The organism is Paracoccus pantotrophus, assembly GCF_008824185.1.
In the GTDB taxonomy this organism is placed as follows: domain Bacteria; phylum Pseudomonadota; class Alphaproteobacteria; order Rhodobacterales; family Rhodobacteraceae; genus Paracoccus; species Paracoccus pantotrophus.
This window is the reverse complement of record NZ_CP044426.1, coordinates 632819-645010: the sequence shown is the minus strand read 5'-3', so window position 1 is coordinate 645010 and position 12192 is coordinate 632819. Positions and strand designations below refer to the sequence as shown.

The following is a 12192-nucleotide window of genomic DNA, read 5'->3' as shown; positions in this document are numbered from 1 at the left end:
GAAATCAGACTTCTTTCAGGTGGAACAGGCGGTGACCGTCCAGCCAGGTCTCGAACCCGCCCGGCACCACGAAGGTCGTCGCGTCGGATTCGATCACGGCGGGGCCGGTGATGCGGTTGCCGGGCTGCAGCGCCTCCATCCGGTAAAGCTGGGCATCGACCCATTGCTTGTGCCGGTAGAACTTGCGCGTGCCGAGCTTGGCCTCCTCGGGCGGGGTCGGGCCGGCCTCGGGCTCTTTCGGAATCTTCGGCTTCGGGATCGGCACCGTGCCGCGCATGATCGCGCCGGTCACCGAATAGCCCAGTTCGGGCGAACGCGCCGAGGCGGCATAGACCCGGCCATAGGTGTCGTTGAAGGCCTCGACCAGCTTGTCCCAGTCCTCGGCGGAATGCGCCTGCATGATCGGGCTTTCGATCTCGAGGTCGTTCAGCTGGCCGCGATACTGCATGCGGAAGCCCGGTTGCAGCTTGACCCGGTCGGGGCTGTAGCCGTTGATCTCGAACTCCTCCAGCACCCGCTCGCGCAGCTCCTCCCAGGCGGCTTGCAGGGTCTTGGCCTGGTTGGCCTTCAGATCGGCGCTTGCGTCGCTGGCGATGTTGATGTCCAGCGACTTGTCATAGCGGTATTCGAAATCCGCCGCCGCGCAGCCGAAGGCGGAAAAGCCCGCGGCCCAGGCCGGCACGATCACGTCCTCGAAGCCCAGCCCCTCGGTATAGCCGTAGGTATGGACCGGACCGGCGCCGCCATAGCTGAAGCAGACGAAGTTGCCCGGCGTCGAGCCCTTGCCCGAGATCATCGAGCGCAGGTAGTCGCGCAGGTCGCTGTCCAGAAGCTCGATCACGCCCGCCGCCGCATCCTCGACCGTCAGGCCCAGCGGGTCGGCGATCTGCTCCTTCATGGCGTTCCAGGCGCGTTCGCGGTCCAGCTTGACCTGCCCGCCCAGGAAGTTGTCGGGGTTCAGATAGCCCAGGATGACATGGCAGTCCGAGATGGTCACGGTCTCGATCCCCGACTCGGCCCAGCAGACGCCGACGCGATAGCCGGCGCTGTCCGGCCCCAGCTTGATCGCCTTGGTATAGGGGTCCAGCCGGATGAAGCTGCCCGCCCCCGCGCCGACCGAATCCATGGCGACCAAGGGCAGCGACAGCACCAGCCGCGCCATGTCCGGGTCGTTGCGGATCGTTAGTTCGTTCTGGGTGATCAGCGCCACGTCGAAGGAGGTGCCGCCGATATCCGAACAGGCGATGTTGGAATAGCCCAGCACCTCGCCCAGATATTTCGCCCCGATCACCCCGCCGATGGGGCCCGAGACGATGGTGCGCGCCAGTTCCTTGGCCTTCCAGCTGATGGTGCCGCCATGCGTCGCCATGACCCGGAAGTCGAATTTCGAGCCGTTCTCCTTGAAGGCGCTGGTGATCTTGTTCAGCGTCTGGCGCGAGGGCTCGGCGGCATAGGCTTCCAGAATCGTGGTATTGGTGCGGTGGGTTTCCTTGCGCACCGGGTAATAGTCGGTCGAGGCGAAGACCGGGATCGCCTTGCCGGATTTCTGGATCTCCTCCAGCACGATGTCGCGCACCCGGCGTTCATGGCCGGGATTGCGATAGCTGTGCAGCAGCGAGATCACGATGCCCTCGACATCCTGGGCGATCAGGTCGCGGGCGGCCTGGCGGGCGGTGTCCTCGCGCAGCGGGATCACCACGGTGCCGGACATGTCCACCCGCTCCATCACGCCGCGCGTCAGGTGGCGCGGCACCAGCGGCTCGTCGTAGTAATGCGTGTTCAGGTGGATGCGGTCCTCGTAGGCGAAGCCCAGATAGGCCTGGATGGCGCGGCCCATGCGGTGGAAATCCTCCATCCCCGCATTGACGATCAGCCCGCAGCGCAAGCCCTTGCGCTGCACCACGCGGTTCAGCATGGCGGTGCCGGAATAGACGCCGGTCTGGATTTCGGACAGCGCCTCCTCCAGCGTCAGGCCCCAATGTTCCAGCCCCTCCTTGGAACTGGCGATCAGGCCGAGCGCCTCGTTCTGCGGCGTCGATTGCGCCTTGCCGACGACGAAATCGCCCTCGCTGTCGACAAAGAACGTATCGGTCATGGTGCCGCCGGCATCGATGCCCAGCACCTGCACCTTGCGATTGTTGGATTTGTCCAATGGCACGGTTTTCTCCTCCCATTGCGCCACCCTCCCGTGGCGTGATGACAGGATGGAACCGGGGGGCGGCCCCGTGTTGTCCGGTTTTCGGACGATGCATCGGACAATAGGCGGACAGCGGGCGGACAGATGCCGGGGCGCCAGTCGCGGGCGTCAGTCAGTCGCGGCGGGGGCGCGGGATGCCGTATTGGTCCAGCTTCAGATACAGCGTCGAGCGCGCGATCCCCAGCCGCCGGGCGACCTCGGTCATGTTGCCGCCCGCCTCGGCCAGGGCGGCGGCGATCTCGGCCCGCTCGCGGTCGCGCAGGGTGCTTTCGGCCCGCGGCCCGGCGGGCCGGGTCAGGTGCCGCGGCAGGTCCGCCACGTCGATCAGCCCGCTCAGCGAGGTCGCGCCCAGCGATTCCATGAGATTGCGCAACTCGCGCAGGTTGCCCGGCCAGTCATGCGCCTGAAGATGCAGCATCGCCGCCGGAGTAAAGCGCAGCGCCCGGCCATGGCGCTGCTGCGGATAGGCCGCGGCAAAGCGGCGAATCAGGCCGGGCAGGTCGTCGCGCCGCTCGGCCAGCGCGGGCAGGCGCAGCGTGGCGGCGGCCAGGCGGAAATACAGGTCGCTGCGCAGCTCGCCCTGGGCCATCCGCTCGGCCAGGCCGACCGAGGACAGCGACAGAAACTGCAGCGGCGCCCCGGCCGCGCGGCGCAGATGGGCCAGCACCTGCGCCAGCAGCGCCTGCACCGGCGGCGGCGCCTGGCCCGGCTCGTCCAGGCACAGCGTCCCGCCGCTTTCGGCCAGCCGTGTCAGCGCACCCGCGTCGACCAGGTCGTCGCGCAGCGCATCGGCGTCCAAGAGGCTGCAATCGACGAATTCGAAGGGCTGGCCGGCCTGCGGACCGGCACCGTGCAGCGCGCGGGCCAGGGTCTCCTTTCCCGCTCCCACCGGTCCCTCGATCAGCAGGGGCACGCCACCCTCGACATATTTCGCCGCGGCGGCGCAGATCGGGCCCAGGCAGGCGCCGCTCTGGGCGATCTGCGCCAGGCCGACGGCCGGATCAGCCGGGCATCGGCTGCGCAAGCCGGGCCGCGGCAGGGTCAGCATGACGCCCAGCATGTCGCCGCGATCCGCCAGCACGTCCACGTCGGCATGGGGCAGAACCTGCCGCAGCCGGGCGGCCAGATGGCCCGGATCGCCGTCGCGCGCTTCGGCCGGCAGGTGCAGCGCCCTGCCCTCGCCGTCCCAGGCCCGGCCCGCCGCCGCGTCGAAACCGGCGCTGGACCAGACCGGCTGGCCGAAACGGTCCAGCACCATGATCGCATCGCCGGCGCGCTCGCGGCGCTCGGCCAGCAGCCGCTCGACCAGGCGGCGATGCTCCTGCAGCCCGGCATTGCGCATCGCCTCCTCGATCTGCATGGCCAGGGTCACGGAAAAGGCCGCGACCTGGCCAAAGGGCTGCCCCGAGGGCCCCGAGATGTCGATGGCGCCCAGAAGCGCGCCGTTGAACGGATCGCGGATCGGCGCGGCGGCGCAGGACCAGCGCTGGATCGCCTCGCAGAAATGCTCAACGCCCGAGATGGTGACCGGCTTGGCCAGGTGCAGCGCGGTTCCGATCGCATTGGTGCCGATGGCGTCCTCGTCCCAATGGCCGCCGGGATGCAGGTGGTTTTCCTGGCCGCGCGACAGGATGCGGGCATCGCCCTCGGCCTCCATCACCACGCCGCTGCGGTCGCAAAGCAGCAGCATCATCCCGGCATCGTTCAGCATGTAGCCGGCGCGGCGGATCGCCGTCTGCGCGGCCGAGCGCAGGCGCTGGTTGCGGTGGCGGATCACGCGCAACTCGTCCTGGGCGACGCTGGGCGCGCGCTTGAGGGTCTCGATCTCTTTCCGCCCCCTGGACCTGACCCAGGATCTGAGCACGACCTCCCGTATGCTGGGGGGCACGCTCCCCAGCGCGCGGAATCGCTCCCAGTCCTCCTTCTGGATGCTTTCCGGCATGTCTCTGCGCCCCGCGTTAAGGCTGACGGATAGTAAGGTGCGCGCGCCCGCTGCTGTCAAGGAAAAGCCGGCCGGCCCGGCCTGCGGCTTTCCTGCCGCAACCGCCCGTCGATCATCGCAAAAAAGGCCGCCAGCGGTCGCGACGCGCCCCTCTCCCGCCACGCACCAGGGCGACGGCAACGAACCGACCGCTGCGGACAGGCATCGGCGCATGGGCCAAACCGGCGGCGCCGGCAGCCGCGGAGCGGTTCATCTGCAAGGGTGAAATGGTAGCGGAGGAGGGCTAAATTTAATTATAAATAACAGTTTGTTATGATATTCAGTATTGCGTGAATATTGCGCATGATCTGCGATGCGTCTGAGTGCATTTGACGCAACGGAACGAAAAAGGCCGGCAGGGTGCAACCCCACCGGCCCGCCTCGGGAACCGCGTCGCCGCCTTAGAAGCCGCTCAGCCGCACCTTGACCGATGCCGTGTCGGCCGGCGCAGCCTCCACCGCGACACCCAGCAGCGTGTTGCCGCTGGCGGTGCTGGTGGCCAGCCCATCGGTTGCGTTCCAGTAGACCTTGCCGCCCAGGGTGAAAGCGTTGGCCGCCACCTTCGGCAGTTCCCAGACGCCCCGCGTGGCCACGTCGACCGGCACGCCGGCCGCCGCGTCGCCCTGGGCAATGCCCTTGATGTCGCCCGCGATCACCACGCCGCCCGACAGGACGGCCGCCGGGGCGGGAATGGTGAGAGTGTCACCGCGTTGGATATAGTTCTTGGCCATGGCTCAGAATCCTTTCGAGGTCTGAAGGTGGATCAGGGAAGACCGGCGTCGGGTCAGCGCCGCGATTTCGGAGTCCAGCGCGGCGATCGCCCGCTCGATCTCGCCCTGGCTGCGATAGACGACTTCCTGCCCGTTGCTGTCCCGGATGCTGCGGGTGCCGCTGTAGCGGACACCCTCCAGTGCTTCGCGGTGCTGGCGCAGCTTGGTAAGATCCGGCATCACAGCCCCGTTGAGCGATAGGCGCCGCGCCAGTCGAGCCAGCCGCAACCGAAGTCCAGCCACGCCCGGAATTTCAGGCCCAGCGTGTCCCAAGCTTCCTGCCGCTGGATCTGGACGCCCTGCGCCGCGCTCAGATAGGCGTATTGCAGCGACGGAACCGAAGCCGGATCAGCCAGAACGAACCAGGAGTCATCCGCAATGCGCGGCTCCACCACCAGCGACAGCTTGCCGGCAAAGGGGTTCGCGTCCTCGGTCGTCGTCGCGTAGATCGCTGCCAGCAGCTTTTCGGCGGTGGTCTCAAGCTCGGGTCCGACGACCAGAAATTTCGGTTTCGCGGCAATGATGGTCTTGCCGTCCACCCCCTTTACGGTGCGCAGGTGCTGGCGCACGCTACCCAGCGCCCCGTCGTCCAGATCCCAAGCAGACGTGTTGCCGCGCGAGGCGTCGAACACGGGAACCCCGTCCGACAGATTCGGGTTGCCGGTCAGCAGCGCCACCAGTTCTTCCGCTTCGGTCTGGGCCGCCGCCTGCCCCAGGGTGCTGGTCATGTCGCCCAACAACCCCAAGTCGTCGTCGATCAGCAGCTTGCGGCTGACGTTGATCGCCAGGCCAAAGGTTTTGAGACTCATTGTCTCGCCCGACTCGGCGCGGCTGGTATGGGTGAATTCGCCGTGTTCCGACATTTCCTCAAGCCGGCCCATCTCGCCCAGCCGGATCGAGGTCGACTGCTTGAAGTTCGGCAGCGTCCGTTGCCGGGCCAAAGCCTTCAGGGGGGACTCCGCAGCCCGATATGCCTGAGCAGCAACCTTCCCCATGGCGTTGCTGACCAGCAACGGGAAGTCGCTCGCACCCAGGCTGCGGGCGAACACCTCATCGACGCTCATGCCGCGGGTCGACACGCCCGAACGGGTCAGGCTTTCGGCCGCCAGTTCGCGCATGGACATGCCGACATATTCCCGGCTCGCCTCGGGCAGTTCACCGCCCACCATGCGATAGGCCAGCGCATCGGCGGCGCGGGTCTGGATCGCGGCCGGGTCGGTATGGTCGCGGGTGATGCGGATCTTCGGGGCGCTGCGCTTCAGCATCGCCTCGTGGGCAGCTTCGCGCACCTCGTCGTCGGTCACGGCTTCCTCGGTCAGATCGTCGCCCCATTCCTCGGGCAGGTTGCACGCGCTGCGAAGCGTCTCGATCAGCGCCGCGCGGGTTTCGATGTCAAAAGGCATTTCTGCACCTCGTTTAATGATTGCATTTCGGTCAGCCGGGATCGGAACCAATGAAATTTCCAGGATGCGCCAGCGCGTCGCGGTCTTGGTCCGCTGCCCCTGCTCGTCGCGCCCTTCGCGCCATTCCAGGACGCGGTAGCCGGCGCTGACGTGGCGCAGGGTGCCGTCCTTCACGCGCTGCAGGATCGGCTCCACATCGTCGGCAGCGCCAAGACGCAGCACGGCATGGACGCCGGAATTGTCGACCGTGAATCCGCTCGCACGGCCCACCGTCTCGCGGGCGCTGGCGCGGTGATCGATCAGCAGCGGCCTGTCGTCGTCGGGCTCGTTTTCCAGGCCCGCGGGATCGAGGATTTCGAGGAACGCCCCGCGGGCATCGCGACGCGGGACCGGCACACTGGTCGCGACGATTGCGCGGAAGGTGCGCGCATCCTCATCCAGGTCGCCCGCCCGCGGCATGGTGCGCGTGTACCAGTCGCCCGCCGCGCGGTCGGGCTCAGGATCGCGCGGCCGGACTCGGGTCGCGATCTTGGGATTCGCCGTTATTCGTTTGTTCATCGTTTGATTCCGTTTTGTTCTTAAACTGAACCGAAAAGTTCAGCCCCAGTGCCGCCTCGCGCTGCCGGTCGGCTGCGATTTCCGCGTCGACCTGCGCCACGTCATAGCCAAGCTGCGCCACGGCCATGCGGCGGCTGATCAGCCCCATATCCAGCATTTCGCGGGTGGCCTTGGCGTCGGACTCCGGGTCAACCCATTGCGGTTTGGGGAAATGCCATTCTGCCGGCGCAGCGGGATCGGCGGTATTTGAGCCCCGCAGGGATTCGAGCAACTGCCAACGCGCCCAAATGCGATTCAGCGCAGGGACGATAAGCGTGTGCTGGATCGCCTCGATATGGGCGCGGAACTGCACCAAAGCCGTCCGGGCGCTGGAATAGTTGACGCCGCGCATATCACCCGACAGCAGGAACTCTGGAATCTGCAAGCCCGCCGCGATCTGGCGCAGGCTGACGGCCACCAGATCAACCGCTTGCGCCATCTGTTGCGGCTGGCTGAATTTCACGTCCCAGCCCTGCGGAAGAACGCGCATGACGCCAGGCTCAAGGCTCAGGTTCAGTTGGTCGGCGCCGTCCGGGGCGAAGGGATTCGGCCCGGTGCCGTTCTGGTCAATGATGAAGCCGGCCATCATGGCTTGAATCTTCGCATTGACCTGGAGCGCGTCCTGAAGCTGGCTCAGTTCATTGAGCGGCAGAATGACAGGCGCAAACCATGACAGGCCGCGCGTTTGCCCCGCGCCAAGGCGCCGGAACAGGTGAATCACGTCTGCAGCATCGACGCGCACCGGGGCGCGGAAGCTCTGATATTGATCTGTCGGGCGCGCCGGGCGGAAGTGATAGGCAATCGGCTGATCGTCGGAATCATATTCGATGCCCGCGGCGATGTAGCGGCCTTCGCTCAGTTCGACGCTATAGGACTCGTCCAGTTGCTCGGCGGGGACGTGCTGCAACCGCAACGCGCCTTCCGCATCGGCGCGCAGGATCAGCAGCGCCTCGCCATCCGTCACCAGAGCGTCGGCGACCTCGGCCAGCAGTGCGCCGAATTGGTTGCGCTCGGCCCATGCGGTGAATCCAGCGTCGTGATCTTCGCGCGCGCCATCATCATCGCCAAGGCTGGCGGCGGTCACACCATAGCCGACAAGCGCGGTTTTCAGGATTTCAGCGGCATTGCCCGCCGTGGGATCGTTGAAGCGCAGATGACGCGCCCGGCCCCGAACCTGAGCAGCACCCGCCAGCACCTCGCTACCAGTCGCCCCGAAAGCCGGGGTTGACGACCACCGCTTGCCGCTTGCGCCTTCCAGCATCCGCACGGCGGTAGGGTGAACCTGCGCAGGCGCGGCGAGGGTGCGGTTGAACAGGCGGGGCCAGCGCATCAGGCTTCCTCGAACGCGACGATAAACGGCTCCAGCAGGCCCGTAAGATCTAGCGACAGCAGCGCGCGGCTTTCCGGTCCCTTCAGCATCGCACGGGCGCGCTCGGCCCGCAGCGTGTCGTCGGTCTCGGGCAGCCCGTCGAGCGCGAAACTGTGAAACTTCGCCCACGGGTCAAGCTGCAGGTTCAGCCAGACACGCAACCGGATCGGCGTCCCTTCCCGGATCAGTTCCACGGCGCTGGCGAATTCGCTGCGTTGTTTTTCCGGGTCCATGAAGTCGAGGCGCTGGCGCAGCCCGCGCAGGGTTTCGGCGTCGAGTCCGAAGTCGATCAGTTCCGACATGACGCGCGCCATACATGCGCCCGCAATGTCGAGTCGTCCCTCGCGTCGTCCGGTTTCGCCGCGCTGGACAGGGATGAGTCCCTTGGCGTCGAAAATGCGGATTCGTCGCAGCAGCGTCGGAATCAGCTCGTGCGGCATCGCGTCAACGGCGGCCATGGCTCGGGCGGTATCGAGAAAGGTTTTCATGCAGCCTCCTGGTCAACCAGGCTATCGCACACTTGACGCGTCGAGTCAAATAACTTGACGCGGCGCGTTAGATGGATGTAGGTTGGTCTCGCACCGGGCAGATCATCCTCCCTGCCCGGTGCGGCTTCGATGGGCGAAGGGGGCGGCGTTAAGGGATTGGCGCCGCCCCACCTTTCAGCAGCAGCAGGAAAAATGAGCCTCGAATCATCCGCAAAAATCGACAGCCGCTTCGCCCAGCGTTTTCCAAAGCGGCGCGCCTGGGTGCGACCGGCAACCCAAGCGGAACGGACTTCGATTTTCGAGGGTCACGAAGTTCCCGATTGGCTCACGCCCAGCATGGCGATTGCGCGTGTCGGGCGGGATTTTGCCCGCATCCCTTTCGTAAGCACATCCCCCGACATTGCGGACGCAACAGAAGCCGCTGCGGCCATGATCATCGCGCGCGCGGCGGAAGCCTTCAAGGCTGGGAACATTGCCACCATCATCGCAACCCGGTCAGGCCGCTAAGTTTCACTTTTAAAGTGAAACCCACTTTATTCGTTTCTAGCATTGGTCGAATTTTCTCGCCATGGTGATCCCATCGCAACGAAGGGAATCACCATGGATTATTCAATGGAATGCGCCAGAGGCAGGGCCGAAGCTGCGCACGACCTCGCAGCCATTTGCAAAACCGGAAATATGCCGCTACTGGTGCAGAAAATCCGCGCCGCGGCAGCCAATGAAACGGGCTTTGGAGTCGGTTATCTTTATGCGCTCGCAGAAAGGGCCGCGCAATGAGTAACCCATTCCGTGAAAAAGGTTATTTCGTCCAGGAAATAAGGAACCACGCTTACGATATCCTAGATCAGCCGATTCGTTATCAAATCACGCGGCAAGACACGGGCGAGGTCCTGTTTGAAGGGACTTGGCGCGATTGCACCGATTGGATAGCAGGCGCTGAAAATATTCAGCCAGGCTAGCCGCCCGACAGCCATTTGGAGCGAATAACCGCGGGTGCCTTTCGGGGCGCGGCGGCGGAACTCAGTTCTTCGGCGCGCCGGTCAGGCTTCCAGTGGAGCAGGTGCTTTGCACCCAGCGCCATAACAGCGCAATCGAGGGCTTCGGATCGGCGCCCGGTTATCTGATGCCACTGCCGCACCGCGAAACCGCGGCTGTATTTCACGCGGATTTCCTCGCCTGCCAGCTGTTCCCAATAGGTCGGGGGCAAGCTGTCGCTGAACGCGAGTGTCCCGGCTGTCGCCATGCGGTGAACGCGGTCTTTGAGTCCATCGACGCCCAGCAGTTGCAGGCGGATCGTCTTGTCAGCAGCCTTGCCAAGCGTGACGGGCGGTTGTTTCCATCCGCTGACGCCCTTTGACGCGAACACAAGCGGCGCCCTACCACGGCAGAAGGAATAGATCGCAGCAGCCCGTACGCCGTCGCCGGCATCGCAAAGCACCTTGTCATAAGCGATAGTGCCGCCCCGCGGGTGCTGAAAGCGCCTGCCGATTAGATCGGCCAACGCGACCCAAACGTCATTTGCCAGCGGATCGCCCCAGACGGTTTCATGCGCCAGGATGGTGCCGCGCCCTTCGGCATCCCAGGCGACGGTGGACAGTTCCAGGCGATCCGCCTGCACGTCGCAGCCCCCCGTCAGGTAAAGGGTAGACCCTGGGATCGCTTCCAGGTTCGCCTGAACAAGAGTCAGGGCCGATTCGGTAATGCCTTCGCCAGTTTGTTCCCAGCCTTCACCCAGCAGAAGGTTTGTCCAGGCTTGCAGGGCGGCGGGATCGGACTTGGCTTTCAGGAACTCCGAGATAATCACTTGCCAGCGGGCATTATAGTGGGGCGAAACCAAGCTATTTAGTTTGAATCCGGCTCGAGTCTTGCTCTCGGGATTCGTCACCCGCCATCGGCCATTTGCCACCATCTCGGCTTTTCGGCTTTCGGGAACCACGCTGCCGCAACATGGGCAAATCCAGTTCACGCCCTTGTCGATGTCCTGCGGGTCGAATTCCAGGTGCTTGAACTCGATTTCCGCGAAGTCGTGGCATTCAACACAGCGGACTTCGAAAATGCGCTTATCTGAGTCCTCATACAGGGAGTCGACGGCATCGCCCTTGAAGATCGGAGTCCCGCCGAAAATGATTTTCCGGTCACGGTAAGTTTGTGAGCGCATCCGCAGAAGATCGAGAATCGAACCTTCCTCGCTTACCTCATAAGCGGCAATCTCATCCCCGATGCACACCTTGCCCAGCTTGCGGCGGAACGCCCTCGGGCTGGACGCGCTGAGGAATTCGAGCGAGCCGCCCCCGAACAGGCGGCGCATGAGGGTAGAGCGCCCGCTATCGTCGGCCCCGTCGCTGATGAGGCCGCGCAATGTCGGGCTGGCCTCAAACATGGCCTCAATGTCCACGCTAAAAGCCCGGCTGTCGTCCTGCGTTGGCTGCGTTGCCAGGATCGGGCACGGGTTTGTCGCAACCGTGTGTGCAATGTAGCCCATGAGCAACTGACTGAAGCCCACGCGCGCCGACTTGCGCACGATGATTTCGCTGATGCCGGGATCGGTGAAGGCGTCAGCAATCCCCTCCTGGAATTTCCAAAGCCTCATCTTGCCGGGTGTGGCGCTGGCTGTCTGCGGCAGGAAGACGTTGGACTCAATCCATTCGGAAAGCGGGATCGAGGGCGGCGGGCGTAGCGACTCCATCGCGTCGCGGCGCAGTTTCTCAAGCGTTCCCATCTGCCAGCCCCTCCAGGGCGCGTTTGATTTCATCGGTCAGGGCGGCAATGTCATGCACGGTCAGATGCGGCTGCGTCGAGGCGAATTGACTCGGCACGGCCAGCATAGCGGCGCGGATGTCCCGCAAGATCGCCTGCCATTCCCTGAGCGTGTCAGCGACGGGCACAAGCTCGCCGCGAAGCTGGGCGTTTTTCAGCGCGGTTGCGTCGGCCTGCTCCCGCGCCAGGCGGGTGCGCTCAACCTTATATTCATCACCGCCAGCGGCAGAAGGGCGCCCTGCCCGCCCAGCGTGTTCGCGCAAATGGGCGCAGTAATCGCGCACCGCGTCGGGGTAGGCGAACGTCGCGCGGCTCACCCGCTTGAGGATGCCGCTTCGCACCTTCTCGGCCACGGCCTGCCGGGTGATGCCCAGCAGCGCCGCCAGTTCGGATTCGTGGATGGTCCCGCCGGAACGCGCCGGGGGCGGATCGCCGCCCAGTTCGTCAAGCAGGATGTCCGGGTCGTTAGATCGAAAATTCTGCATTTTGATCGGCAAGCCTTAAGTTGAAAATTTTGAACAGCCCGATGAATCGCGGTCAGCGTCCCCCGCGATGCACCCGGCAGGGGAAGGACCCATAAGGACGCATGGGATTCTGGTCCGCGTGGTCCGCGTTGGTCCGCGCATTTTC

Annotated in this window: 12 protein-coding genes; 3 read left to right on the top strand and 9 right to left on the bottom strand. The window is 65.1% G+C overall.

From position 1 onward, the window contains the following. Positions 1–4: 4 nt before the first annotated feature. From ESD82_RS13605 to ESD82_RS13575, 7 genes are all read right to left on the bottom strand, one after another. Entirely contained in the window at positions 5–2152 is a 2148-nt protein-coding gene (locus ESD82_RS13605; protein WP_147428333.1) for a hydantoinase/oxoprolinase family protein, read from the bottom strand. A 157-nt stretch (positions 2153–2309) separates the two neighbouring features. Then, complete coding sequence (locus ESD82_RS13600; protein WP_147428116.1) at positions 2310–4139, bottom strand: sigma-54-dependent Fis family transcriptional regulator; 1830 nt, start codon at positions 4137–4139, stop codon at positions 2310–2312. 440 nt (positions 4140–4579) lie between these two features. Then, positions 4580–4909: a DUF2190 family protein gene (locus ESD82_RS13595; protein WP_147428117.1), complete on the bottom strand. Its 330-nt coding sequence runs from the start codon at positions 4907–4909 to the stop codon at positions 4580–4582. A gap of 3 nt (positions 4910–4912) precedes the next feature. Next, on the bottom strand, positions 4913–5128 hold the full coding sequence (locus ESD82_RS13590; protein WP_147428118.1) for a phage head-tail joining protein: 216 nt from the start codon (positions 5126–5128) through the stop codon (positions 4913–4915). Further along, a complete protein-coding gene (locus ESD82_RS13585) occupies positions 5128–6909 on the bottom strand; it encodes a prohead protease/major capsid protein fusion protein (protein WP_147428119.1) in 1782 nt (593 codons plus the stop codon). The genes ESD82_RS13590 and ESD82_RS13585 overlap by 1 nt, the downstream gene beginning before the upstream one ends. Further along, a complete protein-coding gene (locus ESD82_RS13580) occupies positions 6848–8278 on the bottom strand; it encodes a phage portal protein (RefSeq protein WP_147428120.1) in 1431 nt (476 codons plus the stop codon). Before ESD82_RS13580 ends, ESD82_RS13585 begins: the two co-directional genes overlap by 62 nt. Next, entirely contained in the window at positions 8278–8805 is a 528-nt protein-coding gene (locus ESD82_RS13575; RefSeq protein WP_147428121.1) for a hypothetical protein, read from the bottom strand. The genes ESD82_RS13580 and ESD82_RS13575 overlap by 1 nt, the downstream gene beginning before the upstream one ends. Positions 8806–8997: 192 nt before the next feature. Between ESD82_RS13575 and ESD82_RS13570 the strand changes: the two genes are divergently transcribed. From ESD82_RS13570 to ESD82_RS13565, 3 genes are all read left to right on the top strand, one after another. Continuing rightward, positions 8998–9312, top strand: coding sequence for a hypothetical protein (locus ESD82_RS13570; RefSeq protein WP_147428122.1), 315 nt, complete (start codon positions 8998–9000; stop codon positions 9310–9312). 93 nt (positions 9313–9405) lie between these two features. Further along, the gene (locus tag ESD82_RS21820) at positions 9406–9582 is read left to right on the top strand and encodes a hypothetical protein (RefSeq protein ID WP_167521764.1); all 177 of its coding nucleotides are present in this window, start codon (positions 9406–9408) and stop codon (positions 9580–9582) included. Continuing rightward, positions 9579–9764 carry a hypothetical protein gene (locus ESD82_RS13565; protein WP_147428123.1) on the top strand — a complete coding sequence of 62 codons (186 nt, stop codon included), beginning with the start codon at positions 9579–9581 and terminating at the stop codon, positions 9762–9764. Before ESD82_RS21820 ends, ESD82_RS13565 begins: the two co-directional genes overlap by 4 nt. Here the strand turns inward: ESD82_RS13565 and ESD82_RS13560 are convergent. Together ESD82_RS13560 and ESD82_RS13555 are read right to left on the bottom strand one after the other, a co-directional pair. Then, positions 9761–11524: a phage terminase large subunit family protein gene (locus ESD82_RS13560; RefSeq protein ID WP_167521763.1), complete on the bottom strand. Its 1764-nt coding sequence runs from the start codon at positions 11522–11524 to the stop codon at positions 9761–9763. The two genes, ESD82_RS13565 and ESD82_RS13560, sit on opposite strands and share 4 nt — an antisense overlap. Further along, positions 11511–12047, bottom strand: coding sequence for a hypothetical protein (locus ESD82_RS13555; protein ID WP_147428125.1), 537 nt, complete (start codon positions 12045–12047; stop codon positions 11511–11513). The genes ESD82_RS13560 and ESD82_RS13555 overlap by 14 nt, the downstream gene beginning before the upstream one ends. Positions 12048–12192 lie beyond the last annotated feature (145 nt).

Coding starts and splice junctions, on each gene's coding strand:
- ESD82_RS13590 (WP_147428118.1), bottom strand. CDS start 5,128: ATGCCGGATCTTACCAAGCTGCGCCAGCACCGCGAAGCACTGGAGGGT.
- ESD82_RS13600 (WP_147428116.1), bottom strand. CDS start 4,139: ATGCCGGAAAGCATCCAGAAGGAGGACTGGGAGCGATTCCGCGCGCTG.
- ESD82_RS13580 (WP_147428120.1), bottom strand. CDS start 8,278: ATGCGCTGGCCCCGCCTGTTCAACCGCACCCTCGCCGCGCCTGCGCAG.
- ESD82_RS13570 (WP_147428122.1), top strand. CDS start 8,998: ATGAGCCTCGAATCATCCGCAAAAATCGACAGCCGCTTCGCCCAGCGT.
- ESD82_RS13555 (WP_147428125.1), bottom strand. CDS start 12,047: ATGCAGAATTTTCGATCTAACGACCCGGACATCCTGCTTGACGAACTG.
- ESD82_RS13560 (WP_167521763.1), bottom strand. CDS start 11,524: ATGGGAACGCTTGAGAAACTGCGCCGCGACGCGATGGAGTCGCTACGC.
- ESD82_RS13575 (WP_147428121.1), bottom strand. CDS start 8,805: ATGAAAACCTTTCTCGATACCGCCCGAGCCATGGCCGCCGTTGACGCG.
- ESD82_RS13595 (WP_147428117.1), bottom strand. CDS start 4,909: ATGGCCAAGAACTATATCCAACGCGGTGACACTCTCACCATTCCCGCC.
- ESD82_RS13565 (WP_147428123.1), top strand. CDS start 9,579: ATGAGTAACCCATTCCGTGAAAAAGGTTATTTCGTCCAGGAAATAAGG.
- ESD82_RS13585 (WP_147428119.1), bottom strand. CDS start 6,909: ATGAACAAACGAATAACGGCGAATCCCAAGATCGCGACCCGAGTCCGG.
- ESD82_RS21820 (WP_167521764.1), top strand. CDS start 9,406: ATGGATTATTCAATGGAATGCGCCAGAGGCAGGGCCGAAGCTGCGCAC.